Origin of the sequence: Brevibacterium limosum, assembly GCF_011617705.1 — a bacterium.
GTDB classification, from domain to species: Bacteria; Actinomycetota; Actinomycetes; order Actinomycetales; family Brevibacteriaceae; genus Brevibacterium; species Brevibacterium limosum.
The window spans coordinates 3,479,211-3,505,419 of record NZ_CP050154.1 but is presented as its reverse complement, the minus strand read 5'-3'; the positions used below and the strand labels follow the sequence as shown (position 1 = coordinate 3,505,419).

Annotated in this window: 23 protein-coding genes; 14 read left to right on the top strand and 9 right to left on the bottom strand. The window is 65.8% G+C overall.

Annotated features, from left to right (window positions below):
- Window positions 1-101: 101 nt before the first annotated feature.
- From arsB to GUY37_RS15830, 3 genes are read left to right on the top strand one after another with little or no spacing between them, the layout of a single operon-like run.
- Window positions 102-1,199, top strand: a complete 1,098-nt coding sequence (gene arsB / locus GUY37_RS15840) for an ACR3 family arsenite efflux transporter (protein WP_166827544.1) — start codon at window positions 102-104, stop codon at window positions 1,197-1,199.
- Window positions 1,196-1,678, top strand: coding sequence for an arsenate reductase ArsC (locus GUY37_RS15835; protein ID WP_166827542.1), 483 nt, complete (start codon window positions 1,196-1,198; stop codon window positions 1,676-1,678). The genes arsB and GUY37_RS15835 overlap by 4 nt, the downstream gene beginning before the upstream one ends.
- The gene (locus GUY37_RS15830; RefSeq protein WP_166827539.1) at window positions 1,671-3,068 is read left to right on the top strand and encodes an NAD(P)-binding domain-containing protein; all 1,398 of its coding nucleotides are present in this window, start codon (window positions 1,671-1,673) and stop codon (window positions 3,066-3,068) included. Before GUY37_RS15835 ends, GUY37_RS15830 begins: the two co-directional genes overlap by 8 nt.
- 24 nt (window positions 3,069-3,092) lie before the next feature.
- Here the strand turns inward: GUY37_RS15830 and GUY37_RS15825 are convergent, their stop codons facing one another.
- Together GUY37_RS15825 and GUY37_RS15820 are read right to left on the bottom strand one after the other, a co-directional pair.
- On the bottom strand, window positions 3,093-3,848 hold the full coding sequence (locus tag GUY37_RS15825; protein ID WP_166827536.1) for a histidine phosphatase family protein: 756 nt from the start codon (window positions 3,846-3,848) through the stop codon (window positions 3,093-3,095).
- Window positions 3,849-3,912: 64 nt separating this feature from the next.
- Window positions 3,913-4,884: a LysR substrate-binding domain-containing protein gene (locus tag GUY37_RS15820; protein ID WP_228278216.1), complete on the bottom strand. Its 972-nt coding sequence runs from the start codon at window positions 4,882-4,884 to the stop codon at window positions 3,913-3,915.
- Between the two features lie 91 nt (window positions 4,885-4,975).
- Here GUY37_RS15820 and GUY37_RS15815 point away from each other — a divergent pair, with 91 nt between their 5' ends.
- The 3 genes from GUY37_RS15815 to GUY37_RS15805 all read left to right on the top strand — a co-directional run bounded on the left by GUY37_RS15815 (window position 4,976) and on the right by GUY37_RS15805 (window position 8,270).
- Window positions 4,976-5,890 (top strand): CoA transferase subunit A, encoded by a 915-nt coding sequence (locus GUY37_RS15815; protein ID WP_166827533.1) that lies wholly within the window; start codon window positions 4,976-4,978, stop codon window positions 5,888-5,890.
- Complete coding sequence (locus GUY37_RS15810) at window positions 5,887-6,780, top strand: CoA-transferase subunit beta (RefSeq protein ID WP_166827530.1); 894 nt, start codon at window positions 5,887-5,889, stop codon at window positions 6,778-6,780. The genes GUY37_RS15815 and GUY37_RS15810 overlap by 4 nt, the downstream gene beginning before the upstream one ends.
- 110 nt (window positions 6,781-6,890) lie before the next feature.
- Complete coding sequence (locus tag GUY37_RS15805) at window positions 6,891-8,270, top strand: MFS transporter (RefSeq protein ID WP_166827527.1); 1,380 nt, start codon at window positions 6,891-6,893, stop codon at window positions 8,268-8,270.
- Window positions 8,271-8,485: 215 nt separating this feature from the next.
- Here the strand turns inward: GUY37_RS15805 and GUY37_RS15800 are convergent, their stop codons facing one another.
- Window positions 8,486-10,927 (bottom strand): HNH endonuclease signature motif containing protein, encoded by a 2,442-nt coding sequence (locus GUY37_RS15800; RefSeq protein WP_166827525.1) that lies wholly within the window; start codon window positions 10,925-10,927, stop codon window positions 8,486-8,488.
- Window positions 10,928-11,792: 865 nt separating this feature from the next.
- On the opposite strand from GUY37_RS15800, the gene GUY37_RS15795 reads away from it, so the two are divergent.
- Complete coding sequence (locus tag GUY37_RS15795; protein ID WP_166827522.1) at window positions 11,793-12,998, top strand: NAD(P)-dependent malic enzyme; 1,206 nt, start codon at window positions 11,793-11,795, stop codon at window positions 12,996-12,998.
- A gap of 87 nt (window positions 12,999-13,085) precedes the next feature.
- Here the strand turns inward: GUY37_RS15795 and GUY37_RS15790 are convergent, their stop codons facing one another.
- Window positions 13,086-13,508: an organic hydroperoxide resistance protein gene (locus GUY37_RS15790; protein ID WP_166827519.1), complete on the bottom strand. Its 423-nt coding sequence runs from the start codon at window positions 13,506-13,508 to the stop codon at window positions 13,086-13,088.
- Between the two features lie 40 nt (window positions 13,509-13,548).
- Window positions 13,549-14,664 (bottom strand): SPFH domain-containing protein, encoded by a 1,116-nt coding sequence (locus GUY37_RS15785; protein WP_166827517.1) that lies wholly within the window; start codon window positions 14,662-14,664, stop codon window positions 13,549-13,551.
- Between the two features lie 210 nt (window positions 14,665-14,874).
- On the opposite strand from GUY37_RS15785, the gene GUY37_RS15780 reads away from it, so the two are divergent.
- Both GUY37_RS15780 and nagB read left to right on the top strand, forming a co-directional pair.
- Window positions 14,875-15,573, top strand: a complete 699-nt coding sequence (locus GUY37_RS15780; protein WP_166827515.1) for a FadR/GntR family transcriptional regulator — start codon at window positions 14,875-14,877, stop codon at window positions 15,571-15,573.
- Between the two features lie 56 nt (window positions 15,574-15,629).
- Window positions 15,630-16,412: a glucosamine-6-phosphate deaminase gene (gene nagB / locus GUY37_RS15775; protein ID WP_166827514.1), complete on the top strand. Its 783-nt coding sequence runs from the start codon at window positions 15,630-15,632 to the stop codon at window positions 16,410-16,412.
- A gap of 67 nt (window positions 16,413-16,479) precedes the next feature.
- Here the strand turns inward: nagB and GUY37_RS15770 are convergent, their stop codons facing one another.
- Genes GUY37_RS15770 through GUY37_RS15755 form a run of 4 tightly spaced genes read right to left on the bottom strand, consistent with a single transcriptional unit; the run spans window position 16,480 to window position 20,954 of the window.
- The gene (locus GUY37_RS15770; protein WP_166827513.1) at window positions 16,480-17,166 is read right to left on the bottom strand and encodes an N-acetylmannosamine-6-phosphate 2-epimerase; all 687 of its coding nucleotides are present in this window, start codon (window positions 17,164-17,166) and stop codon (window positions 16,480-16,482) included.
- Window positions 17,166-18,365 (bottom strand): ROK family protein, encoded by a 1,200-nt coding sequence (locus tag GUY37_RS15765; RefSeq protein ID WP_228278215.1) that lies wholly within the window; start codon window positions 18,363-18,365, stop codon window positions 17,166-17,168. Before GUY37_RS15765 ends, GUY37_RS15770 begins: the two co-directional genes overlap by 1 nt.
- Entirely contained in the window at window positions 18,362-19,279 is a 918-nt protein-coding gene (locus GUY37_RS15760; protein WP_166827512.1) for a dihydrodipicolinate synthase family protein, read from the bottom strand. The genes GUY37_RS15765 and GUY37_RS15760 overlap by 4 nt, the downstream gene beginning before the upstream one ends.
- A gap of 10 nt (window positions 19,280-19,289) precedes the next feature.
- On the bottom strand, window positions 19,290-20,954 hold the full coding sequence (locus GUY37_RS15755) for a sodium:solute symporter (RefSeq protein ID WP_228278214.1): 1,665 nt from the start codon (window positions 20,952-20,954) through the stop codon (window positions 19,290-19,292).
- 250 nt (window positions 20,955-21,204) lie between these two features.
- On the opposite strand from GUY37_RS15755, the gene GUY37_RS15750 reads away from it, so the two are divergent.
- The 5 genes from GUY37_RS15750 (at window position 21,205) to GUY37_RS15730 (ending at window position 26,194) form a co-directional block, all read left to right on the top strand.
- A complete protein-coding gene (locus GUY37_RS15750) occupies window positions 21,205-22,035 on the top strand; it encodes a CoA transferase (RefSeq protein ID WP_166827511.1) in 831 nt (276 codons plus the stop codon).
- 66 nt (window positions 22,036-22,101) lie between these two features.
- A complete protein-coding gene (locus GUY37_RS15745) occupies window positions 22,102-23,181 on the top strand; it encodes a glycosyltransferase family 2 protein (RefSeq protein WP_166827510.1) in 1,080 nt (359 codons plus the stop codon).
- Window positions 23,178-24,095: a hypothetical protein gene (locus tag GUY37_RS15740; protein WP_228278213.1), complete on the top strand. Its 918-nt coding sequence runs from the start codon at window positions 23,178-23,180 to the stop codon at window positions 24,093-24,095. The genes GUY37_RS15745 and GUY37_RS15740 overlap by 4 nt, the downstream gene beginning before the upstream one ends.
- Before the next feature lie 65 nt (window positions 24,096-24,160).
- Window positions 24,161-24,622 carry a DUF3151 domain-containing protein gene (locus GUY37_RS15735; RefSeq protein ID WP_166827509.1) on the top strand — a complete coding sequence of 154 codons (462 nt, stop codon included), beginning with the start codon at window positions 24,161-24,163 and terminating at the stop codon, window positions 24,620-24,622.
- Between the two features lie 102 nt (window positions 24,623-24,724).
- Complete coding sequence (locus GUY37_RS15730; protein WP_208094693.1) at window positions 24,725-26,194, top strand: MFS transporter; 1,470 nt, start codon at window positions 24,725-24,727, stop codon at window positions 26,192-26,194.
- The last annotated feature ends 15 nt before the right edge of the window (window positions 26,195-26,209 follow it).

Here is a 26,209-nt window from a genome sequence, read left to right as displayed (position 1 = left end):
TTGACATTTGTCGATGCCTTGTGTTCGTATCGTATCGATGAACTTCGATGCGCCGGTCTACGATTGCGGCGCCGACCAGGCTCGCACCTCGAGGGGGGACCATGCATTCCACGGCGCCTGCCGACACCGATTCCCCGGTGGCGGCGAAGATGTCGACGCTGGACCGATTCCTGCCGCTGTGGATCATCGGCGCCATGGCGCTGGGCCTGCTGCTGGGCAGACTCGTGCCCGGCCTTGCGGCGGCTCTGGACTCGGTCAAGGTTGCCGACGTGTCTCTGCCGATCGCCATCGGGCTCCTCGTGATGATGTATCCGGTGCTCGCCAAGGTCCGGTACAACGAGACCGGGCGCGTGCTGGCCGACAAGAAGCTCATGATCACGTCTCTGGTCATCAATTGGGTGGCAGCGCCGGCGTTCATGTTCGTGCTCGCCTGGCTGTTCCTTCCCGATCTGCCCGAATACCGCACCGGACTGATCATCGTCGGGCTGGCCAGGTGCATCGCCATGGTCCTCATCTGGAACGACCTGGCATGCGGGGACCGCGAGGCCGCCGTCGTGCTCGTGGCCATCAACTCGGTGTTCCAGGTTCTCGCGTTCGGTCTCCTCGGCTGGTTCTACCTGCAGTGGCTGCCGGACCTTTTGGGGCTGCCGACGACCAGCAGTGAATTCTCCTTCTGGGCGATCACGCTCAGCGTCCTCGTCTTCCTCGGCATTCCGCTTCTCGCCGGCTTCCTCACCCGCACAGCGGGGGAGAAGGCGAAGGGGCGTCAGTGGTACGAAGACCGGTTCCTCCCCGTTATCGGGCCGTGGGCGCTGTACGGACTGATCTTCACCATCGTCGTGCTCTTCGCCTTTCAGGGTGACGAGATCACCTCCCACCCGGGCAATGTCGCCCGTATCGCCTTGCCTCTGCTCGTCTACTTCGTCGTCGTATTCGCCCTCGGGATGGTCATCGGCAAGGCATTGAACCTGGGCTATGAGAAGACGACGACCCTGGCCTTCACCGCGGCCGGCAACAACTTCGAACTCGCCATCGCTGTGGCCATCGGGACGTACGGCGTCGCCTCCGGGCAGGCGCTCGCCGGAGTCGTCGGTCCCCTCATTGAGGTGCCCATCCTCGTTGCCCTCGTCTATGTCGCGCTGTGGGCGCGACCGCGGTTCTTTCCGTCCACTTCTGAGCGAGGAGCGAATCGAGCATGAGTCCCACACCATCGGATAGGCCGAGTGTCCTTTTCGTCTGTGTGCATAACGCCGGCAGATCCCAGATGGCCGCTGGATTCCTCCGCGAACTGGCCGCGGAGCACATCGAAGTGCGGTCCGCCGGCAGCGAACCGGTCGAGACCATCAACTCCGTCGCAGTCGAGGCCATGAGAGAGCTCGACATCGACATCACCCAAGACCATCCCACGCTGCTCGACGCGGACACGGTGCGCACCTCCGACGTCGTAATCACCATGGGGTGCGGCGATACCTGTCCGATCTTCCCCGGCAAACGATACGAAGACTGGGCTCTCGACGATCCGGCAGGTCAGGGCCTCGAGTCGGTGCGGCGAATCCGTGATGACATCCGGACTCGTGTCGAAGCCCTCATCGTCGACCTCGTCCCCGACGCTGGGCCGAAGTCCACACAATCGATTACCACTTCAAAGCCGGCCGCCGAGGAGGCCCTGAATGACTGATAGCGCACTCGAAGATCTGCCGGTTGCCGTGATCGGATCCGGTCCCGTCGGCCTCGCGGCTGCGGCCCAGCTGGTTGTGCGCGGCATCCGCCCGCTCATCCTCGAGGCAGGGCCCACCCCGACTGCGGCAGTGGCCGACTGGGGTCATATCGGGTTGTTCTCTCCATGGAAGTACGACATCGACGAGGCAGCCCGCCGCCTGTTGGCACCCACCGGCTGGCAGGAGCCCGACGGCGAGCACCTGCCCACAGGTGCCGAGCTCATTCGCGACTATCTCAAGCCTCTTGCCGAGACAGCTGAGCTCCGCGACGCCATCCTCACCGATTCCCGAGTTGTGGCAGTCAGCCGGGTCGGAAAGGACCGAACGGGAACAGCGCAGCGAGAATCGACTCCGTTCCTCATCCTCACTCAGAACTCCGCCGGAACAATGGCTGACTTCCAGGCCAGGGCCGTCATCGACGCCTCGGGAACCTGGGAGAGCCCGAATCCGCTTGGACAGGCCGGACTCGCAGCGCCCGGCGAAGTCGAGGCTCGTCGCAGCGGGTTCGTGACTTCGCCTCTGCCTGATGTGGTAGGCCGCGACCGTGAGCAGTTCGCCGGGCGACGAACGCTTGTCGTCGGCGGAGGGCACTCGGCGGCCAACACTCTCTTGGCACTGGCAGAACTGGGTGAGGAAACCCCGGACACGCGAATCGTCTGGGTGCTCAGACGCGCAGATCCCGCATCCGTCTACGGCGGGGAGGGCCAGGACGGTCTGCCTGCTCGCGGGGCCCTGGGCGCGCGACTTCGTCATCTTGTCGAAAGCGGAGCCATCGACGTGCATGCCTCGACGACGATCACAGGATTCGCCACTGACGGTGATGGCACCGTAGCTGCTGAGATCGACGGAGAGCCAGTGACGCTCCACGCCGACCGGGTCGTCCCGGCCACCGGCTTCCGTCCCGACCTGGGATTCCTACGCGAGATCCGGACCGATCTCGATCCGGTTGTCGAGGCTCCGCAGAAGTTGGGGCCGCTCATCGATCCCGAATATCACAGCTGCGGAACGGTCCCGCCGCATGGTGCTCGGGTGCTGAGGCATCCGGAGCCGAATTTCTACATCGTGGGAATGAAGTCCTATGGACGGGCACCAACGTTCCTCATGTACACCGGATATGAGCAGGTCCGTTCCGTCGTCGCAGCGATCGCCGGGGACCAGGAAGCCGCCGACCGAGTTGAGCTCGTCCTGCCCGAGACCGGCGTGTGCTCAGCCGATGGCGGAACGTCGTGCGATGCACCGACCGATGCACCAGAAAAGACGGCCGAATGCTGCGGGACTGCGGAACCGGTTGCGCTTGGGATCCCCACCGGGGACGAGCACGGACGCTCCGGAGAGAGCGCGGCCGACTGACTCATCGGTTCGGATCACTCCGTCTCAGCGATACGTTGCGTTCTTCGGGTCCTGATGGCCGTGGTCGTTGAAGGAGATGAGGCTGGTGCCGCCGCGGCCGGTGATGATCTTCGTGATGCCGGTGTTGATGGTCACTCGGTTGAACGCCATCCACTGGTCGAAGCCTCCGCCGAGCAGCCGGGCAGCCGTCCAGGCGATGGCGCCAGCACTGGAGACGACGATCGTCGACTGACCCGATCCCATCGCGTTGATCGCCTCGTCCAGGGCGCGATCGACTCGTGAGGTGAACTGACTGTAGGTCTCCGAGTAACCCTCGTCATAATCACCGGAAGCCCAGCGGGCGCAACCGCGTTCGAGTTCGGTCTGAAAGATCTTCGAGTCGTGCTTTGCCCGTGGGTCGGTCTCGGTCAAGGCGCCCGTGAGCTCCCAGGCGTTGTACTCGTTCCAGCCGGCATCGACCACCGTGTCGTGTTCGCAGCAGGTGCTGAGCTCGTGATCGCGTTCGCGGTCGGGGCTGTGCTCGTTAGTGGGCTCGCGGTCGGCCCCGTGCTTTCGGCCATGCTTGTCTTCGAGTCCTTGCCTGAGTCCTGCGAGGATGCCGGCGGCCGTCTCCCGCTGTCGCAGCATCTCACCGTGGATGATCCGATCGGGTTCGACGCGCTGGGAGGCGAGGAATCGGCCGGTGACGCGGCTCTGCTCCTTGCCGAGATCGGACAGTCGGTCGTAGTCATCGGTGCCGAAGGAGGCCTGTCCGTGCCGGATCAGATAGAGCACGCTCATGAATCACCACATCCTCGTCGTGAAGCCCGAAGCACTGTTCGAGCGATCGTTTACTGATGCGAGTCTACGGGACAGCGGTGGGGAACAGCTGCTGGGCCAGTCGAAGCACCTCGGCGAGGGCAGGGCTGACGTCGTTTCTGCGCCAGGCCATGAGCAGCGGGAACGGCCCCTTCGGATCCTCGAGAGGGACGAAGGCGATGTTGGGGAAGGACGCGTTCTGCGGCACCGACGACACGGTGACCGAGCATCCGATCTCCGCGCCGACGAGCGAGAGAATCGTCCACGTGTCCGGGGCGACCTGGATGACGGTGGGATTGAATCCTGCGGCTTGGGACAGCGCGTAGAGCCGCTCGATCGTCGTCGAACCCGGGTTCGGCGGCAGCGTGATGAAATGCTCTCCCTCGAGTTCGCTCATCGACACCGACTCTCGGTCTGCCAGAGCGTGCTCCCTGTGCATGGCGACGACAAGCGACTCCTGGGCGACGATCCGCGTCTCGATGGACTGTGGGACGAAGGGCCAGAGCCCGAAGGCGAGGTCCATCGAACCGTCGGCGACGCTGTCGATGGCGGGCAGCGCGAAGGAAGCGCTCTGCAGACTGAGATGGATTCCCGGATGAGTGCCGCGGACCAGCTTCAGCAGCCGCCCGATGAGTTTGTGGGTCGCGATGCTGGTGAAGCCCAGACGCAGGTGTCCGACTTCGCCCCTCCCCGCTGCCTGCACTGCGGAGTCGGCGAGGCGATGGCTCATGAGGATGTCGCGCGCAGGTTCGATGAGCGCCTGTCCTGCCGGGGTCAGGCGCACCGATCGGGTGCTGCGTTCGAACAGCTGAGCCGACATATCGGACTCCAGGCCACGTATGAGGCGGCTGAGGGGCGGCTGGGTCATGTGAAGTCGTTCGGCGGCCCGGCCGAAGTGCAGTTCCTCAGCGAGGACGAGAAACGCGCGGATGTGCTTGGTGTCCATATCGGTGTCCCATTCGTGAAATGCGGCCGTCCCTTCAATGAGGACCGGGAGATATTCGTGCAGAGTGTGCATCAATCACCTCCATTATAAGTATTGGACGGGTATCAATGACTTTGAAAGGATGACTGAGGTCACAGTCATTCGAAGTTCGAGGAGGAACGCGATGGACAAGACGATGAGTCTTCCCCGAGCGATCAGCACGTATCTGAACGATGGAGACACAGTCGCGCTGGAGGGATTCGGTCATATCGTGCCGGTCGCCGCCGCGCACGAGATCATCCGACAGGGCTTCACAGATCTGGTCCTCGCCCGCATGTCCTGTGATGTCATCGTCGACCAGCTGCTCGGAGCGAACTGCCTGAAGGGCCTCATCTCCTCGTTCATCGCCAACAGTTCGGCCGGTTCCCTCCACGAGCTGCGGCGGCGCATTGAGAAGTCGGACCCGGAACCGCTGTGGTTCGACGAATACAGTCACGGTGGAATGGTCGCTCGCTACCAGGCCGGTGCCGCGAAGCTCCCGTTCCAGCCCATCGCCTCCTACCGGGGCAGCGACCTGGCGGCGAAGAACCCGCGGATCAGATCCGTGCCCGACCCCTACGGCGGACCGGACATCCACGTCGTGCCCGCACTCAATCCCGACCTCACCATCATCCACGCCCAGCGCGCGGACATGCACGGAAATGTGCAGGCCTGGGGGATGCTCGGGATCCAAACCGAGGCCGCGTTCGCCGGTCGCCGTCTCATCGTCACCGTCGAAGAGATCGTCGACGAGGCTGTCATCCGCTCCGACCCGAACCGCACGATCGTTCCCGCGCACGTCGTCGATGCCGTGGTCGCCGTCCCCCGGGGCTCGCATCCTCACTCGGTCCAGGGCTATTACGACCGCGACGACGAGTTCTCGAGACAGTGGTCGGTGCTCGCCCGCGACGCGGCGGCGGTTCAGAACTGGCTCGAGACCAACATCCGCGGCACGAGCGACCACGATGAGTTCCTTGCCACCTTCGGATCGGACCACTTCGAGCGGATGGCCATCCACGACGCCTATTCGACACCTGTGAACTACGGAGGCCGAGCATGACACTGAGTGCTCACGACACCACTGAGACTCAGCCCCGCGACGCGGTCAGCGACGCCACCAGCAGCGAGGTCACCCATGACGAGACCACCAGCAGCGAGGTCACCAGCAGTGAGACCACCGGCGACGAGGTCACCAGCAGCGAACTGCTCACGGTCCATTCGGCGCGGGCGCTGGCCGGACGCAACGTGGTCTTCGCCGGACACGGCCTGCCCACACTGGCCGTCTCCCTGGCCCAGCACACCGTGGCGCCGGACGTCGAGATCGTCTACGAATCGGGAGTCACCGGAGCCAGACCGCCGGTCATGCCGCGCAGCATCTCGGACTCGATCCTCGTGCCGGGAGCCGCCTCGGTGATGCCGATGACGCACCTGTTCAACTATGTTCTGCAAGGCCAGCGCATCGATGTCGGATTCCTCGGCGCCGCGCAGGTCGACAAGTACGGGAACCTCAACTCCACCCTCATCGGTGAGGACTGGGAGCACCCCGACAGCCGACTTCCGGGTTCAGGAGGAGCCATCGAGGCCATGGCGGGCGCAGCCGAGATCTTCCTCGTCATGCGCCGACACACCCCGCGCACCTTCGTCGAATCCTTGGACTTCGTCACCTCCCCAGGGCCGAAGAAGGCCGCAGAGGCGGAGGTCGGGTCAATGCCGACGGGCGCAGGCGTGACCCATGTGATCACCGACCTGGGAATCATGACGCGCTTCGCCCAGGATGAAGAGCTCACGCTCACGGCCGTTCACCCGGGTGTCGACCCCGCCGAGGCGGTGCGCCAGACCGGGTGGAGCCTGCAGGTCTCGCCCGACCTTGAGACGACGCAGCCGCCGACTCCGGGTGAGCTGGCACTGCTGCGAGAGACACTCGATCCCACCCGCATCTACCTGCGCTGAACCGGAGCCCTCACCCGCCCGCCCATGTCCGCGGACAGCTGTGGGCAGCAGCCGACAGCTGAGGCTCCTTACCGAGCACACGAGAATTCGAACCGAAGAAAGTTGAAACCATGTCAATGAAGACAAGCACCCAGGCCGCATCCCCTCCTGACCCGAATGTGACTCGTCCCGAGCTGCGCCGCGCCGCATGGTCATCGTGGCTCGGCAGTTCGCTCGAGTACATGGACTTCACCCTCTACACGCTTGCCTCAGCCTTGGTCTTCGGGCCGCTCTTCTTCCCCAATGAGACTCCTGCGGTCGCGCTGATCTCCAGTCTCGGGGTCTATGGATCCGGGTTCGTCGTCCGCCCGATCGGCGGGTACGTCTTCGGCCGAGTCGGTGACAAGCACGGACGTCGGATCGTCCTCATCGTCACCCTGTCGATGATGGGCATCGCGACCATGGGCATCGGGCTTCTGCCGACTTATGCGCAGATCGGCATCTGGGCACCTGCGCTGCTTGTCGTCCTCCGACTCGTGCAGGGGTTCGGAGCCGGAGCCGAATTGGCCGGAGCCTCGGTGCTCTTGGTCGAATCGTCGCCTGTGCGTCGCCGTGGTCTCTTCGGGGCGATCGTAGCCATGGGGACCAACAGTGGAATCTTCCTGGCCACAGTTCTGTGGACACTGCTCACCCTGCTGCCGGACGACGCCTTCCTCAGCTGGGGCTGGAGGGTGCCCTTCCTGCTCAGCATCGTCACCACATTCGTGGCACTGGCGATTCGCACGAAGGTCAAGGAATCCCCGGTGTTCGAGGAAGCCAAGGAACGCCGCGCGGAGGCCGCTGCGCACAAGGTGGAGCAGCCGAGCATCCTCGTCGAGGCGCGCCGGTCGACGAAGTCGTTCCTGCTCGCCCTGGGCATCCGCATGGGCGAGAACTCTGCGGTTTACCTGGTCAAAGGATTCATGGTCGGATGGGTCGTGACTACGACCGGCCTTGATTCCGCGGTGGTCACGACCGGCATCATGATCGGAACTGTCATCGGCTTCGCGACCGTTCCGTACTTCGGCAAGCTCAGCGACAAGGTGGGCAGGCGGCCGGTGTTCCTGGGCTTCACTCTCTTCCAGATCCTCTTCGCGATTCCGGCCATGCTGCTCATCGAGACCGGCAATCCGATCGTCATCGCCGCTGTCTTCGCGGTCTTCGTGGGCGGCCCCCTGCCGAACCTGTACGGAGTTGAGTCGAGCTGGCTGGTCGAACTGTTCGGATCGAAGCACCGGTATACGTTCATGACCACGATCAAGGAAGTCGGTTCGGTCGTCTCCGGCGGCCTGGCACCGGTGATCGCGGCTTCGCTCGTCGCCGTGATCACCGACTCGTGGTGGCCCGTCGCGATCGTTCTCATCCTCTTCGCCGGCTGTGGCCTGCTCGGCGCACTCTTCGCACCCGAAACCCGTGGTCGCGACCTTACGACTGAAGTCGACGCAGCGGACGAACGGCGCCCGCTGCAGTAGGGGAGGAGGGCCCGGGCCCCTGCGATAGTCGACGGACGCCCCATTGCGATTGGCGACGGACGGGCCGGTGCGGTGGACGACGACCAACCCACTGCGGTAGACGTCGGCCCGACCGACGAAACGCGATCCGTGGTTGCGGCGCTGAGGGGTCTGCCGCCAGCGCTGTCGGCGTCGGCCTCCGATTTGGGAGCGATGCCGCAGGCTCTGGCGGGTCTTCAGAACGGTGGGGGATCGACCTCGAGGTCGTGGTCCCAGTTCACTGTCTTGGAGACGAAGCGGTGGTCCCAAGGATCGGCGGTTCCCGCATCCTTGCGCATTGCGGTGTCCTCAGACTGCGTATTGCCCTCGGAGCCGGTGATGCTCGAGCCAGCGTTGGTACGGGCGCTGGGCTTGTCGGGCTCGTTCGGGTCGAAGTCGATATCGTCGATGTCGAGCTTGGCAAGACGCGCCCATTTGACTACTTGGGCATACCTCGCGTTCCCCGTCAGCTGCTTCACCGCGGCAGTGTCGGAGCCGGCAGGGAGACAGGGCTGGAAGACAGAGTTCTCCCAGTCGAGGCACCGCTCGAGCCTCAGCCGCTGTCGTGCGGCACGCTGGTCATTGAATGCCTCCGACAAGCGACGCTGCTTGGCATCGCGCTCCTCGCGTAGGCGCTTCTTCTCGTCACGCTCGCGAATTGTCGACTCGCCGGGCATGAGCTCAAGCACCGTCGGAACAGTGGGGACCATCGATACGGGCAGAGTCCACCGCTCGAGACCCAAGTGTGCCAAGGCGGCGAAGTCGAGGACCTGGGCAACATTGATCGGCTGCTCGGGAGCCGACACAGTGGTCGAGATCCCGTGCCTGAATTCGTAGTCGATTACGCCGGATTTGGGCATAGTGACCCTATACCGACCGGCAGTCTTCAGCGCATGGTGCAGTCGGCACAGTGGGTGAATGTTCCCGAATCGGGTGAGTCCGCCCTTGAGCGGCGCGAGGTGGAAGAACGGATTGACATGGTCCATCTCCGACTTCTCAGCCCTGCGCGAGCAGCCGGGGACAGTGCACACCGTCCACTGCTCGATCAGGGTCTTGCGGAGGTCCCTCGGGACTGTATAAGTCGTGGCCTTCGCATCGATGGGAGTGCCGGTGGCGGGATCGGTGAGGATCCGCTGGATGGACTTCGACCGGCCGGCGATCGTGCGAGCTGCCTCGGCGGGGACCGGCGAGCCGTCAGCGAAAGTGCCGGGCAGGTCCGAGTCGCCGGTGAGGGTGAGGAACGGAACCGTCACGACCGTGGCGGCCTGGTTCGCCAGCCACGACTGGCTGGTGGGCATGCGCAGTTTGATCGAGTACTCGACGGGGCCATGGTCGGCCTGATCGCCATCCTTGGGGGCCGGGGCGAAAGCGGACCCGATGGATTGATCGCCCGACACGTCGCCGGCGATCGCGCTGTCGGCGTCGGGCGACTGCGCGGCGACTCGCTTGGCATAGTCAGCGAGGCCGTCTTCGGCGTCCAGGCCCGGAATGAGCTCTCCGTCGGCACCGAGCATCGGTGCCTCTTTGGCGGTCTGGATGCCGGTGACCGAATCGACTGCGACGACCTTGACGCTCAGCTCGGGAACCGGACGGACGAACAGGTCGTATTCGAGCTGGGAAATGGAGCGGTCGTCGTTGAGCTCGACTCCTGCGGGCAGATTGAACGCAGACTTGTTCTTCCCATTAATCGCCAGGGCCATTGCCTGGATCCGGTTGTAGCAGGAGAAGATCTCGGCGGACGGACCGCTGACGGTGAGGCACGCGGAGCCGTCCTTATAGCCCTCGACGTCGATGCGGCGGCGCTTCGTGGCGATCTCTGTCGCATCGGTCGGAGGCACGAGCAGGGCGATCATCTTCGTCAGAGCCCTGCGCAGGGAGTCACAGGTGACATCGGCCTTCTTGGTGGCCAGGAAGGCATCGATCCGCGGCAGGAACTCGAATGCAACGTTCTGGCACTGCTGAGCAGCGACATCGACATGAGCGCGCGTGAACTCGCCGGCACGGACACGGTCGGTGAACCGGGGGAGTCCGTAGAGGATCGTCATCGCGCTCGACAGCTGGCGGTAGGTGCGTCCCGAATTGGTTCCCAGCACCGTCGAGATCTCGACGAGGTCATCGGAGTCCACGTTGTCATAGACCCACTTCGAGAAGCAGATGCCCGAGTCGAGCTCGGGGAACTCCGGCAACAGGTTCCGCGCGGCATCCTCGGCCTTCTTCTGCTCACGAGCAAAGTCTTCGTCATAGAACACGGCCGGGTCCGTCGCGGCCTCGGCGCTAGACGGGGCGTCCACGGCCGACTCACTGGGCTCGGCACCAGACTTCTCGCCGACGGCCTGCGAATCGGCTGCTGCTGCGTGTCTGGATTCCTTGTCGCGGCGCTCGAAAGTTCCGGCGATCGTCTCGCAGCGGAACGGCTCGGAGCCCTCGGGGATGGGGAAATCGAGGCCGATGAAGACCTGTTCGAGCACCACTGCAGACAACGATTCGAAGGCGGAGAGATAGGCGCGATCCGCGGCGGCGGACTCCTCAGCGAAGCGAGACATGCTCGATTCGAAGCGGATGGTCAGCCGCGGAGACGACGGTGTCGTCTCGGGTGCCTCGGCGTGCGCCGGGGTGGAACGGTCGGTCGTGCCCTTCATTGCGTTTTCACCTGCCTCGGACTTCGTTGTCGGGGAAGTGGAGCTGATTTGAAAAGCCTGTAACACTATGATAATTAATCAGAGTGCCATATACAATAGAAAACAGAAAAATAGTTCGAATAATTCTCGATAGCTGATCGTGTCTGATTTCGTTGTGCAACAATCGTCGCATTCGGCACTGACACGAGAATCCGGGCTGGCCCGAGCTGACACGAGAGCCCGAGCTGGCACGAGAACCCGAACTGACACGCGAACCCGAGCTGGCACAAGAAACCGAGGTGACACGCGAGCCCGAGCTGGCACAAGAATCCGAGGTGACGCCAGGGCATAAGGTGAGATGAGAACCCAGTCAGACACGAGAACGCCAAGGGAGCTGCGCCCGCCTTCCGCGGTTCCAAAGGTCCGGAGAACATGCCACCGAAACGGCGGGCAACCTCGGTGAGGGGTGGATTTTCGGGTGAATCGAGTCACGTCATCGGTTATGCTGATCGGGTTGCCGGATGCGACCCATGAGGTCGACACTCGCCCTTATGCGAGCCGTATCCGCACAGCGCGCACCTGCGACGCCCTTCACCTAGGGTCTGCACCACAGGGCGCGCAGACGTCACCGCATCATCCTTCACTGGTGACCAGTTCTTCGTCAGGACCGCCTCGGCGAACCCATACGAGCTCCTACAAGTGCAATCGAGCTCATACAAGTGCAACCGGGCTCTTGCGAACCCACCAGGGCCATGCGAGTGCAACCGGGCTCATGGAAACCCATGCGAATGCCGCCGAAGCCGCGCCTCCGACGGCCGACGTCCAGACGATCACTGTCGACGACAGCGAATACGCCCTGTCGCCGCATCAACCACGAGGATCAAACATGACGACCACCGCCGAAAACTCGACCGCTTCGGGCCAGAACGCGCCGACTCCCATCACCGATCAGGAGATCTTCGCCGCCCACGAAGGCGGCAAACTCTCCGCCGAGCTGACCAGCCCGCTCGCCACTCAGCGCGACCTGTCGATCGCCTACACGCCGGGCGTGGCCAAGGTGTGCACCGCGATCAAGGACGAACCGCAGCTGGCACGCACCCATACCTGGACGGGCCGCCTCGTCGCGGTCATCTCCGACGGTTCGGCCGTGCTCGGCCTCGGCGATATCGGGGCCGCCGCCTCGCTGCCGGTGATGGAGGGCAAGTGCGCCTTGTTCAAGAGCTTCTCGGGACTCAATGCGATCCCGATCGTCCTCGACACGAATGACACCGACGAGATCGTCGAGACCATCGTCCGGATGGCCCCGACCTTCGGCGCGATCAACCTCGAGGACATCTCCGCTCCGCGTTGCTTCGAGATCGAGGACCGCGTCAAGGAAGCCCTCGACATCCCCGTCATGCACGATGACCAGCACGGCACCGCCGTCGTCGTTCTCGCGGCGCTGACGAATGCGCTGCGCGTGGTGAAGAAGTCGTTCGAGTCCGTCCGCGTCGTCGTCTCGGGTGCCGGGGCCGCCGGCGTGGCCGTGGTGAAGATCCTCGCCGACGCCGGTGTCAACGACATCGTCGTCCTCGATTCGAAGGGCGTCGTCGACTCCGGCCGGTCCGACCTGTCCGAGACGAAGCAGGCGCTCGCCGCCGACACGAACCCGCGCGGCATCTCCGGCGGGATCGGCGAAGCCCTCGACGGAGCCGACGCCTTCATCGGCGTCTCCGGCGGCACCATCGACGAGGCGCACCTGGAGAACATGGCCGACGACGCGATCATCTTCGCCCTGTCGAACCCCAACCCCGAGGTGGTCCCCGACGTCGCCGCGAAGTACGCCACGGTGGTGGCGACTGGGCGCAGCGACTTCCCGAATCAGATCAACAACGTCCTCGCGTTCCCCGGAATCTTCCGCGGCGCGCTCGACGCCGATGCCGACGAGATCACCGATGATATGAAGCTCGTCGCCGCGCGTGCGATCGCCGACCTCGTCGGTGATGACCTGGCGCCGGGCTATATCGTGCCCGGTGCGCTCGATTCCCGTGTGGCGCCGGCCGTCGCCGAGGCGGTCGAGAAGTCCGCGCTGGAGGCGATGGCTGACCGCTGACGTCGGGTTCGACCGGTCCGCACACAGCTGAGGGGCGGGTGAAGAGAGATCTTCACCCGCCCCTCGGCCGTATTATGCGGCCCGCGCTCAGTCGTCGGTGACGTTGATGGTGACGTCGATGTTGCCGCGGGTGGCGTTGGAATACGGGCATACCTTGTGGGCCTTGTCGGCCAATGCCTGAGCCTCGGGTTTGTCGAGGTGCGGGAGGGTGACCTCGAGTTCGACGGCGAGCTGGAAGCCGCCCTCGTTGTTCTTGCCGAGGCTCACGCGGGAGCCGACCGAGGAATCGTCGATATTCGCCTTCGTCTGACTCGCCACGAGACGCAGCGCCGAGTGGTAGCAGGCCGCATAGCCGACTGCGAAGAGCTGCTCGGGATTCGTGCCGTTGCCGCTGCCGCCCATCTCCGTGGGGGTGGCGAGGTCGACATCGACCTGGCCGTCGCTCGTGCGACCGTGGCCGTCGCGGCCTTCGCCGGTGGCCAGTGCTTCTGCGGTGTAGAGGGCCATCATGATTCGTCCTTTCGTCGGTGGTGCAGTGCTCAGCGGTCGATCACTGCCGTGGATCCTGCGGAGGATGCTGTGAGTTCGTCCACTGCTGGGCGATCGACTGTGCTCGCGACTTCAGTGACTGTGCGTTCGGCTCATCGGATCCGCCGGAGTTCGGGGGAGTCGTGGGCTGCGGCGGGACATCGCCGCGATCCGAGCGGTGGCTCGAGCTGTACCGGCTCTCCGGTGCTGTGAAGGTCGCACCGTCCTCGGCGGCGTTGGCGGCGAACAGGGCATTGCGGATCTCCTGACCCATCTCTCCCAGTCCGCCCGGATTCGAGGGCATGAACAGCACGTTCGACCGCCCTTCCTGGGCGACGTTCTGCATCGTGTCGAAGTACTGGGTCATCATCAGCAGCTGCTCGGCCGTCTTGTCGATGCCCACCTCCTGCAGCTTCGCGTACTGTTCGGCGATGCCGGTCGCGATCGCCTTGCGCTGCGCGGCGACGCCCTCACCGTGCAGGCGCATCGCCTCGGACTCGGCCTGAGCCTGGGTGACGCGCTTGATCTTGTCCGCCTCGGCCAGAGACTGGGCGGCGACGCGGTCACGCTGTGCGGCGTTGATCGAGTTCATCGAATCCCGCACCTTCGTATCCGGGGTGATGTCCGTGACCAGGGTGCTCACGATCTTGAAGCCGTAGCGCTTCATCGACTCCGACAGCCGGCGCTCGACGTTCTCGGCGATGTCGTCCTTCGACTCGAACGCAGTGTCGAGCGTCAGTCCCGACAGTGCGGAGCGGACGGTGTCGAAGACATAGGAGCGGATCTGCTCCTCCGAGTTCGCCAGACGGTAGTAGGCATCGGCGACATTGTCCTCTTCGACGACGTACTGCACCGCGACCGGCACAGTGACGAAGACGTTGTCCTTCGTCTTCGACTCGATGTTGACCTCGAGCTGCTGGACGCGCAGCGAGATCGGCCTGCTCGTCGTCTCGATGAACGGCACCTTCGTGTTCAGTCCCGGCTTCGCGACCTTCTTGTACTTGCCGAAGCGTTCGACGATGACGTTCTCCTGGGTCTTCACCGTGAAGAACACGCTGGTGCGCAGCTTCCCGAACAACAGGACGGCGACGACGAGGATGATGATGACAACGGCGATGGTGACCGCAAGTCCACTCATGACTGCTCCAATGGGTCGTGGTTGTCGGCCGTGCGACGACCGCTGACGCCTATCACTCTAGTAGTCATTTCGGCCCGCGTATATGACAAGGCCACCCGCGTATAAGACAAGGCCGACGGTGCGCGTCTCGAACAGGGAACCGACGACCGACACATCTGATGTCAGACGTATACTGGAGACTCGGCACGGAATCGACGGTGGAAGGTGCTCATGACGGAGGCGACAGCGGTCGGTCGGAAGGTGACGACCTCCGATCGGATCAAGGATCTCATCCTCTCAGACGGACTGCACCCCGGCGATCTCCTGCCCACCGAAGGGGAACTGTGCACCCGCCTCGGCGTCTCCCGATCGAACGTCCGCGAGGCCATCCGCAAGCTCTCCACCCTCGACATCGTCGACGTCCGCCACGGTCACGGCACCTATGTCGGCGAGATGACGCTCGACGCGCTCGTCGAGGCGCTCGTCTTCCGCGGAGTGCTCAGCCCCGGCGACGACCTCGATGCGCTGCGCGACGTCATCGAGGTCCGCAAGGCCCTCGACCACGGAATGTCCGAGCAGATTGTCGACGCTCTGCAGGGGACCTCGAACCCGGATCTGCATTCCCTCGTCGATGAGATGACCGCGCTGGCCGCAGACGGCAGGACCTTCCCACAGCAGGACCGCGCCTTCCACACCGGTCTGCTCGCCCAGCTCGGCAACTCACTCGTCGGCCAGCTCGTCGCGGCGTTCTGGGACGTGCACACCGCGGTGCTGCCGAAGCTCAATGTCGCCGTGGCCTCCGACCTCGAGCAGACCGCGAAAGCCCACGGACTCATGCTCGAGGCCGCGGAATCCGGCGGTGCCGAGGCGTTCCGTGACGCGATCACCGCCCATTACGAGCCGATCATGCGTGCCCTCGAGAAGAAATGATTGACTGAGGCCCATACGCCTCAACGACTTGCCGGACCAGTGCCGAAGGAGACCTGATGGAAGTTGTCATCGCCGATGAATTTACGCTGGCGGAGCTCGCCGCCGATGCGATCGAGCGGCTGCTGCGCACGCAGACCGCGCCGGTCCTCGGGCTCGCGACCGGTTCGAGTCCGCTGCGCATCTACGATGAGCTGACGACCCGCCACAAGAACGAAGGGCTCACTTTCGCCCATGCGCAGGCGTTCATGCTCGACGAATACGTCGGCATCGCCGCCGACCACCCGGAACGCTACCGCAACGTCATCGACGCCGAGATCGCCACGCGCGTCGATTTCACCGAGGGGGCCGTCCACGGACCCGATGGAACCGCGGATGATCTGGCGGCCGCCTCGGCGGACTATGAACGACAGATCGCCGAGGCGGGCGGAATCGATCTGCAGATCCTCGGAATCGGCACCGACGGCCACCTGGCGTTCAACGAGCCCGGATCGTCGCTGGCGTCACGGACGCGGGTGAAGTCGCTGACGCATCAGACGCGGGTCGACAATGCGCGGTTCTTCGACGGGGATGTCGAGCAGGTTCCGAAGCTGTGCCTGACCCAGGGGCTGGGCACGATCATGGAGGCGCGTCACCTCGTGCTCGTCGCGACCGGCGGCAACAAGGCCGAGGCCGTGCACCAGATGGTCGAGGGGCCGATCTCGGCGATGTGGCCGGCGACGGTGCTGCAGATGCACCAGCACGTGACCGTGCTGGTCGACGATGCGGCGGCCTCCAGGCTGCAGCTCGCCGACTACTACCGCCACGCTTATGAGAACAAGCCGGCCTGGCAGGATCTCTGAGCGGATCGAGGCCTGAGCGGGCTCAGCTCTCACTCTGAGCGGGGCTCAGGTCCCGACCTGAGCCGGCTCAGCCCTCGACAGCCTCGGCGAACCACGAAGAGATGGTCGTCGGGTGGGTGATCGCGGTGCCCACGACTACGGCCTCGGCCCCGGATTCCCGGGCGGCCGCTGCCTGGGCGGGGGAGTGGATGCGGCCTTCGGCGACGAGCATCGCGGGCAGATCGGCGGTCCGGATGGCACTGATGAGTTCGAGATCCGGGCCGTCGGTTGTCGGTCGTTCGCCGGTGTATCCGGCCAGGGTCGTGCCGATGATGTCGGCGCCGGCATCGACCGCTGCCCGAGCATCGTCGAGGCTGCCGCAATCGGCCATGACCAGCGCGTTCGTCTGGTTGTGGAGGCGAGTGACCGTCTCGGCCAGGCTCAGCCCGTCGGGCCGTTCCCGCCGCGTCCCGTCGAGCGCGACGACCTGAGCACCGGCTAGGGCCACGGCATAGGCGTGCTGGAACGTCGGGGTGATGACGACCCCGTCCTTGCCGTCCTTCCACAGTCCGATGACCGGGACCTCGACGGCCGAACGGGAAGCCTGAATATCGCCGAGGCCCTGCACCCGCACCGCCGCCGCGCCGCCTGCCACCGCCGAGGCGGCGATCTGGGCCATCGTGTTCGGATCCCGCATCGGCTCGCCCGGATAGGCCTGCACCGAGACGATGAGCCGCCCGCGCAGCGCCTCGAGGATTTCGGTCTTCGACAGCATCAGTTCGTCTCCTTGTTCGTGCGGGCGCGTGAGGCGGAATCGCCGTCTTCCGAGACCGGGGAGTCGTCCCACAGGCCGGCGGCGCCGATGAGGGCGGCGTCCTGCCCCAATTCTGCCTTCACCAGTTCGATTCCGGAGGCGGCGGGGATGAGTTCCGCGGCGAAGGCCTCACGCAGAGGCGCCCACCAGATTTCGTCCATCTCGGCGAGCCCACCGCCGATGACGATGACCTCCGGCGCGAGCACGTTCGCGATCCCGCCGAGCGCCGATCCGAGGGCACGTGCCCCGATATCGAAGGCACGAATGGCCAGAGGATCCCCCGCCGAGGCGGCCGCCCCCAATTCTCGGGTGCTCGCCGGCGCTGTGGCCGGGTTTGATGACGTCACTGCCGCCGAGGTGGGGGAGTCGGACGGTGTCGCCGCTGCCGGTACGTGGGACTCCCCTGGCGCCGCAAGTTCCACCGGCCCGGTGTCGATCTCGGCGGATTCATAGGCCAATCGTCGATAGGCCGCGAGGATGCCCGGGCCCGAGGCGATGGCCTCGACGTGGCTGGTGCCGCCGCATGGGCAGTCCAGTCCGGCGGCGGCTGCAGACGGCACATGCCCGATGTGTCCGGCCGCCGAATTCCGGCCCGTGAGCAGGCGCCCGTCCGTGATGAACCCGCCGCCGATGCCGGTCCCGGCAGCGACGAGCAGGGAACTTCGCGTCCCGCGCGACGCCCCGGCGAAGGATTCGCCGAGGGCATGCGCATGCACATCGTTCACGGCCCGCACCGGCAGTCCCGTGCGGGCAGAGAGCTCGGCGGTCAGCTCGGTGCCGGCCCAACCGACCAGCGAATCCGTCGCCGAGACCACGACACCGGTCGCGGGGTCGATGACCCCGGCCGCACCGATGCCGATCCGCCACGCGAGGTCGCCGGAACAGCCCGTCGAGCCGACACCGGAATCATCCGCCCCGCGGACACCGGAACGCGCATCGGTCGCGTCCCCACCACCGGCACCGGACTCGGCGTCACCCGAACCGGGCACGTCCGCGATGACGGCGGCGGCCACCTCGGCGATGGTGTCGAGAACCGCCTGGGCACCTGCGGTCGCGGGCGTCGGCACTCTGCGCACGTGGGCTAGACGTCCGTCGATGACGGAACCGGCACGGATCTTCGTGCCTCCGACATCGACGGCGACGGTGGCGGGCAGGGTCACAGCAGTCCTGCGGCGGCGACGATCTCGCGGACGCGCTCGGTCTCGGCGGCGTCGAGGGCCTCCATCGGCTCGGCCATCCGGTTCGAGCCGATGACGCCCATGAGCTGCAGAGCGGTCTTGAACCCGCCGAGGCCGGCGGCACCGGCGGACACCCGACCCGGGGCGGCAGCCCCGGTGATGTCGAACAGTCTGGCCACGCGATCCTGCTCGGCAGTTGCAGTCGCCCAGTCGCCGGCGCTCGCCGCATCATAGATGCGCACGTATCCGGCAGGATCGACGTTGCCGAGGCCGGGAACGATGCCCGCCGCACCGCCGAGCATCGCACCGTCGGTGACCACCTCGTGGCCGGTGAACACGGCGAAGTCGTCCACGTGCTTCGTCGCCAGCAGCAGACGGCGGAAGCCGACGTCGTCACCGGAGGAATCCTTGACTCCGGCGAGCACACCCTCCTCGGCGAGGCGGACGAGGACGTCGAGCGGCATCTTCATATGCGTGCGCACGGGCACGTCATAGGCGAAGAGGGGGACGCTGATCTGGGCGGCGACCGCGCGCAGGTGGCGCTCCACCTCGGCGGCGTCGGACAGGGCATAGAACGGCGTGGTGACCACGGCCGCGTCACCGCCGATGGCCAGCAGCCGGTCGGCCTCTTCGAGAACCCGGGTCGTCGTCTGCTCGCTGATGCCCACGAGGACGGGCACGCGCCCGGCGGCGGCCTCGATTGCGGTGGAGAGCACGAGGTCACGCTCGGCGTTCGTCAGATACGGGACTTCACCGGAGGACCCGAGTACGAAGATTCCGTGCACACCGCCGGCGACGAGGTGGTCGACGAGGGCGGCCAGCCCGGCACGGTCGATCTCACCGCCGGAGGTGCGCGGGGTCAGCAGCGGGGGGATGATTCCGTGGAAGTCAGTCATTGTCGTGTCCTTACTTGTCGTTCGTGTTGTTGCTCGCCGAGGCGGCCCCGGAGTCGGTCGGATCCGATCCGACCGTCGGGGCTGAGTCGGCGGAGACCGCGGGGGCGGAGGCCACGGATGCGGCGACCGTCCGGGCAGGATCGGTGGGGACCCGGCGAGTGTAGGCCGAGCGCTTGCCGTAGATCGTCAGCGGCAGCACATCGTGGTCGCGGCGGCCGCGCTGCATCGCTCCGGTGATCAGAGAGATGAGGTAGCCGAAGACCATGGCGCCGACGAACGCAACGGTGGAGACGGCGAAGGGAGTGAGCCCGGCCTTCTCCTGGACGACCCAGGCCAGTGCGGCACCGAGCAGCAGCCCTGCGAGCACTCCCGAGGTGTTCGCCCGCTTCGTGAAGATGCCGAGCGCGAATACTCCGGCCAGCGGGACGCCGAAGAGTCCGGTGATGGCCAGGAACAGATCCCAGGTCTGCGCCTGATCGGTGGCCGAGAGGTAGAGCGCGACCCCGACGGACAGAGCGCCGACGATGACGATGACGGCGCGGGAGAAGCCGACGCCGGTGCGGGACGCTCCGTCCTTGGGCGGGAAGAAGCGGTCGCGGATGTCGACAGTCACGCAGGCCGAGATCGAGTTGAGGCTCGAGGAGATCGTCGACTGCGCGGCGGCGAAGATCGCGGCGATGAGCAGACCCGAGACGCCGGCCGGCAGGGCCGTGACCGCGAAGTAGGGCACCAGCGCGGAGGTGTTGAACCCTTCCGGCAGAGCCTCCGAGTGCTGGTAGAAGCTGAAGAGGACGGTGCCGATTCCGTAGAACAGCGGGATCGTCAGCAGAGCGAGGAAGCCGTTGACGATGAGCGACCGGGCCGTCGACTTCGGCGAATCCGTGGTCTGGTAGCGCTGGACGACGTCCTGGCTGGCCGTGTACTGGTGCAGGTTGTTGAACACCGACCCGAGGAAGACGATCGGGATGGCCGCTGCCGCCCCGCCGAACTTCCAGTTGTCGGCGGAGATGAACTTGTCATCGGCCGCGGCGTCCGAGACCACGGTGGCCAGCCCGCCGTCGAGGGCCATGATGCCGAAGACTAGGATGACCGCGGCGCCGACGAGGAGGATGATGCCCTGGACGACATCGGACCAGATGACGCCCTCGATGCCGCCGAGGAAGGTGTAGACGACCGAGAGCACGCCGACGGCCCCGGCGACGAGGGCCGGGTTGATGTCGGTGACCGAGCTGATGGCCAGCGTCGGCAGGTAGATGACGATGGCGACGCGGCCGATGTGGAAGAGGACGAAGAGGACCGAGCCGAGCACGCGGATGCTTGGGCCGAAGCGCTCCTCGAGGTACTCATAGGCCGTGGTGACGTCGAGTTTGCGGAAGAACGGGATGTAGAAGATCACGAGCAGCGGGACGATCGCGAAGATCGCGATGTTGCCGGCCGCATAGGACCAGTCGGCGAGGAAGGCCTGCTCGGGCGTGGACATGTAGGTGATGGCCGACAACGTCGTCGCGTAGATCGAGAAACCCGCCGCCCATGCCGGGATCCGTCCGCTGGCCTTGAAGAACTCCTCTGTTCCTCCGCTGGCCCGCCGGGTGAACCAGACCCCGATGCCGAGGGTGGCCAAGAGGTAGATGATGATCACGGCCCAGTTGAGGCCGCCGAGTCCCGGAGCGTCCATGCTCCCTCCTCACGTGGAAAACGTAGGGGACCGGCGCGGGCGTGAGTGCGAGCGGAAGCCCCATCTGACATTTAGGACCGACACGTAAGACGTATGATGTCCTATGTTGTGAATGTACGGGAATGTGCGCCACGGCACAACCCGGAGAGCGGCAGGCGCGGCTTATTGAACACTCTTTCAGTTTCCAATACATTCGTTGAGAGACGATGGAGTGCAGCAGTCGTGCTGCGAGCGAATCCGAGGAGACACGGTGCCCGACCAGCAACCACTTGCCGGAGTCACGGTGATCACGCTCGCCGTGAACCTGCCGGGCCCTTTGGCGGCCGCCCGGCTGAGCGCCCTTGGAGCCGAGGTCATCAAGGTCGAGCCGCTCACGGGCGATCCTCTCGATGCCGCTGTGCCCGAGTACTACCAGGAGCTGACCGTCGGCCAGGACATCCGCAGGCTCGACCTCAAGGATCCCGCCGGTAAGGCAGAGCTCGACGCCCTCGCCGCCGAGGCTCAGGTGCTGCTCACTGCGATGCGACCGCGAGCGGCGTCCGCACTCGGCCTGCCCGAGCTCGTCGACCAGCACGCACTCGTCCACGTGGAGATCGTCGGCTTCGCCGGTTACCGCGCCGACGTGCCCGGCCACGACCTCACCTACCAGGCCGCACACGCCACACTCGTGCCCGGCACGATGCCGACCGTGCCCGTCGCCGACATCCTCGGCGGAGAGCATGCCGCACTCGCAGCGCTCGCCGGGCTGCGGGAGAAGGAGCAGCTGCGTATCGACGGCGGTGTCGTCAAACGCGTCGTCCTCGACCTGGCGGCCGCATGGGCGGCAGGGCCGGCACGGCACGGTCTGAGCTCACCCGGTGGCCACCTCGGCGGGGGATCACCGTTCTACCGGACCTACCCGACGTCCGATGGGCACATCGCCGTCGCCTGCATCGAGCCCCATTTCGCGAAGGCGCTGGCCATGCACATCGGCACCGAGGAGGCCGTGCTCGAGCGCACCTTCGCGGCCGAGCCGACCGCGCACTGGGTGGAATTCGCCGCCGAGCACGATCTGCCGATCGAGGCCATCGCCGAACAGTAGACGGCAGAGCCCCACCTGTACGCCCCCTCAAGACCGGGTGCGCGCGGGTGTGGGAAGATTGAAGGCGTGTCGAAAGTACTTGAGATCCTGGCCCCGGAGGGCCTTCCGCCGCTGGCCGAGAAGCCCGGTGTCTCCTTCATCATGCCGGTCCTCAACGAGGCCGAGCACATCGAACAGGCGATCACCACGATCCTCGCGCAGGACTATGACGGGGACAAGGAGATCGTCCTCGCTCTCGGCCCCTCGACCGACGATACGAACGCCATCATCGAGTCGATGGCAGCCCTCGACCCTCGGATCCAAACGGTCGACAATCCGCAGGCCGCGACCCCGATCGGCCTCAACCTCGCGTTCGCGAAGACCCGGCATCCGGTGATCATCCGCGTCGACGCGCACTCCGGGCTGGGACCCGACTACACTCAGCAGGCCATCGACACCCTGCGCGAGACCCAAGCAGCGAACTGCGGCGGCCTCATGCTCGCTCGCGGCAAGACTCCCTTCCAGAAGGCCGTGGCCCGCGCCTATATGTCGCCGGTCGGCCTCGGCGGTCCCGCCTACCACTCCGGTGACGAGGCACAGGAAGCCGAATCGGCCTACCTCGGTGTCTACCGTCGGGAAGTGTTCGTCCACCTCGGCGGGTTCGACGAAGGCATCAAACGCGGACAGGACTGGGAACTCAACCTGCGCATCCGCACCGCCGGCGGTCGCATCTGGTTCAACCCGGACATGGAGGTCACCTACTGGCCGCGCGGCACCTGGTCGAAGATCGCCCAGCAGTTCTGGGCCACCGGAATCTGGCGGGCCGAACTCATCCGCCGCTACGGATCGAAGAACTCCATCCGCTACTTCGCTCCGCCGCTGCTCGTGCTCGGCATGGGCGGGGCCGTGATCGAGACCCTGCTCCAGCTGTCAGGGACGACGAAGACATGGCCGAAGTTCCTCCGCCGCTTCACCTCCCTCGTCCACGTGCCCAGCTTCGGCTACATCGCGGGAATCCTGGCCACCGCCTCGGCGGCGAAGGACTGCGGACGACGGGAGAGATTCTGGTTCGGCATCGTCCTGCCGACCATGCACCTGTGCTGGGGCGCCGGGTTCCTCCGGGGACTCGTCACCGGGGCCGGATCGACGAAAGACAGCAGCCGATGAGCAAGAAGAGACCGGACCGGATCGACAAGGATCGCTACGGCCGCGGCACCAATGACCCGCTGCCCACGCCCGATCCCGAGTCGAACGAACGCATTCCCGTGCCCGATCGTCCCGCGCCGAAGAAATTCAACGCACCCCTGTGGGCCGGCGCCATCGTCGTCCTCCTCGTCGCGGGCGTGCTCGCGATGAACATCTTCGGGTCGAAGGATCAGCTGACCGTCGACTCGCTCAATCCGCCGGCCGTGGGCGCCCTCGACGGCGGATCCTCGGTGTACGCGGCGAACTCGAAGCTCGCCTTCACCGAGAACGTGAAGTTCGGCTACCTTCCCGCGCCCACCCTCTCGGCGCTGGGCGACGGCACGATCGTCGCCGCGAACCCGGAGACCGCAGCCAAGGACATGGGCTTGAAGAAGGACCTCGACGAGCTCGATGCCGAGGAGTTCCTCGACCAGACCATCGCCCCCGCCCGCAAGGGCACGAGCCCCGGCGAGCCCATCACCTGGGACCAGATCGTCGACGAGTTCGGCGGGGACACCGTGTTCATGCCCGGCATCGACTCCGCCGAAGTGGCCGCCCCGGCCCTGAAGACCATCACCGAGGCGGGGCTCGAAGAGTCGACGATCGTGCGAACCGACGACGCCGAGGTGGCCCGTGCCGCCGCTGACGCCGGCGTCGGCGCCATGTTCACCGGGGACGTGACAGCGTCCGGGAACGAATCGCTGTCCGGGGCCGGGTACACGGCAGTGGCCGTCGAGGCCGATGCCGCCGAGAAATGGACCGGAGCCGACCTCGATGTGTGGGTCACCGACGTCAAGGACGAGAAGCAGCTCGATCAGCTCGCCGACGCCGGAGTCACCGGTGCGCTGAGTGAGAACCCGTACAAGGTCCTGCCGTCCGAAGTGAAGACCGACTGACCGTGTTGCCGGGGCGGACAGCCGCCTCGGCGAGATCTGACGACCACGACAACGAAGGAGACGCAATGACCCAGCCCATCGGCAACCCATCGCATATCGGCAATCTGGATGCGAGCCAGCTCGGCCCGCAGCCGACCTACCTGCCCGATGACCACCCGGACGTCGACGCCCGCAAGCGCATCGACGCAGGTGAAGAGCCCATCGACGTCGCTGCCGCACTGCCGGCTTCCTCGTTGGCGTGGGCGGAACTGGCCGATGAGGCACACAGGGAAGGCCGCCTCGTCGACGCCTATGCCTACGCCCGCGTCGGCTACCACCGCGGACTCGACGCCCTGCGCGCCGCCGGTTGGCGCGGCGCCGGACCGATCCCGTACTCGCACGAAGTCAACCGTGGATTCCTCCGTGCGCTCTACGCCCTCGGCCGCGCTGCGGCAGCGATCGGCGAAGGCGAAGAGGCCGCGCGCATCGAGGAGTTCCTGCACTCCTCCGACCCGACCGCGGTCGACGTGATCGCCGCGGGGGAGTAGGCCCGTCCGACTCCCTCGGACACATCGGTCTCCGTGGTGCGTGAGCAAACGCACCACGGAGACCGATTGTGCTTGTCGGCGGGGCGGCGTAGAACTATATGAATGGGTAATACTTCCGAGACGACCATGACCGCCGAGCAGCGCAAGATCCTTGCGGTGATGCTCGTCCCGATGTTCATGTCGCTGCTCAGCGTCTCGATCGTCAACGTCATCCTCCCCGATATGCAGCGCTCGATCGGCGCCTCGAACTCGGCGATCCAATGGGTGCTCTCGGGCTATACGCTCGCCTTCGGCGTGCTCCTCGTCGCCGCCGGCCGAGCCGGCGACCTCTTCGGCCGCGGTCGGCTCTTCGTCATCGGCGTCAGCGTCTTCGCCCTCGGATCCCTCATCTCGGGACTGTCCCCGGATCCGCTCGTGCTCAACATCGCCCGTGTCGTCATGGGCCTCGGCTCCGGCCTGCTCAGCCCCCAGGGCGTGGGGATGCTCCAGCAGTACTTCCACGGCAAGGTGCGCGGTCGCGCGTTCGGGATGTTCGGCACGATCGTCGGCGTCTCCGTGGGCATCGGGCCCGTCCTCGGCGGTGGGCTCATCGCTGTGCTCGGCGAGGAATGGGGATGGCGTTCGGCGTTCCTCATCAACGTGCCGATCGCCCTGGCCGCAATCATCCTCGGCCGGTTCTGGCTGCCGAAGAGCGCCTGGGTCGGCACCGGCACCGAGTCCGATTCGCACGGCCGGCGTCGCGCCGACTTCGACCCGGTCGGGCTCGTTCTGCTCGGCGTGGGCACGCTGCTGGTCATGCTGCCCTTCCTCGAACGCAGCGCAGGGGCCTGGATCTACGCCCTCGTCCCGGTCGGCGTCGCCGTCGTCTGGCTGTGGGTGCGGTGGGAGAACCGGTACTCCCGCCGAGGCGGATCACCGATGGTCGACATGCAGCTGTTCAAGACACGCAGCTTCGCCTACGGGGCATCGCTGACGTCCATGTATTTCGTCGGCATGCCCGGCATCTGGGTCATCGTGGCGCTCTACCTGCAGAACGGTCTCGGGTTCCCCGCCCTCCACGCTGGTCTCGTCGGTCTGCCCTCGGCGTTGCTCTCGGCCATCGCCGCACAGGCGGCCGGACGTGTCGTGCTCACCTTCGGACGGAAGATGGTCGTCCTCGGCGTCGGAATCGGTCTGACCGGGGTCGTCGCCTCGGCGCTGCTGGTGCTGGCGCACGAGTCCTGGGGAGTCAGCATCTGGTGGCTGCTCCTCACGCTCGGGATCACCGGCCTCGGGCAGGGCATGGCGATCAGCCCGAATCAGACTCTCACTCTGGCCGAGGTGCCCGTCGACTACGCGGGAAGCTCCGGCGGCGTGATGCAGACCGGGCAGCGAGTGGGCACGGCCATCGGCATCGCGATCGTCACCGCCGTGTTCTTCGTCGTCCAGCCGATGGCCGGATACGGCGCGGCCATCGTCGCGGGCTTCGGGTTCATCGCGCTCGTCATCGTCTTCGCCGGAGTCATCGGGCTGGTCGATCTCGCCCGCGGTCGCGCCAAGGACCGGCAGGATGGCCAGCCGGTCGGGAGCTGAGGCTCACATCCCGTC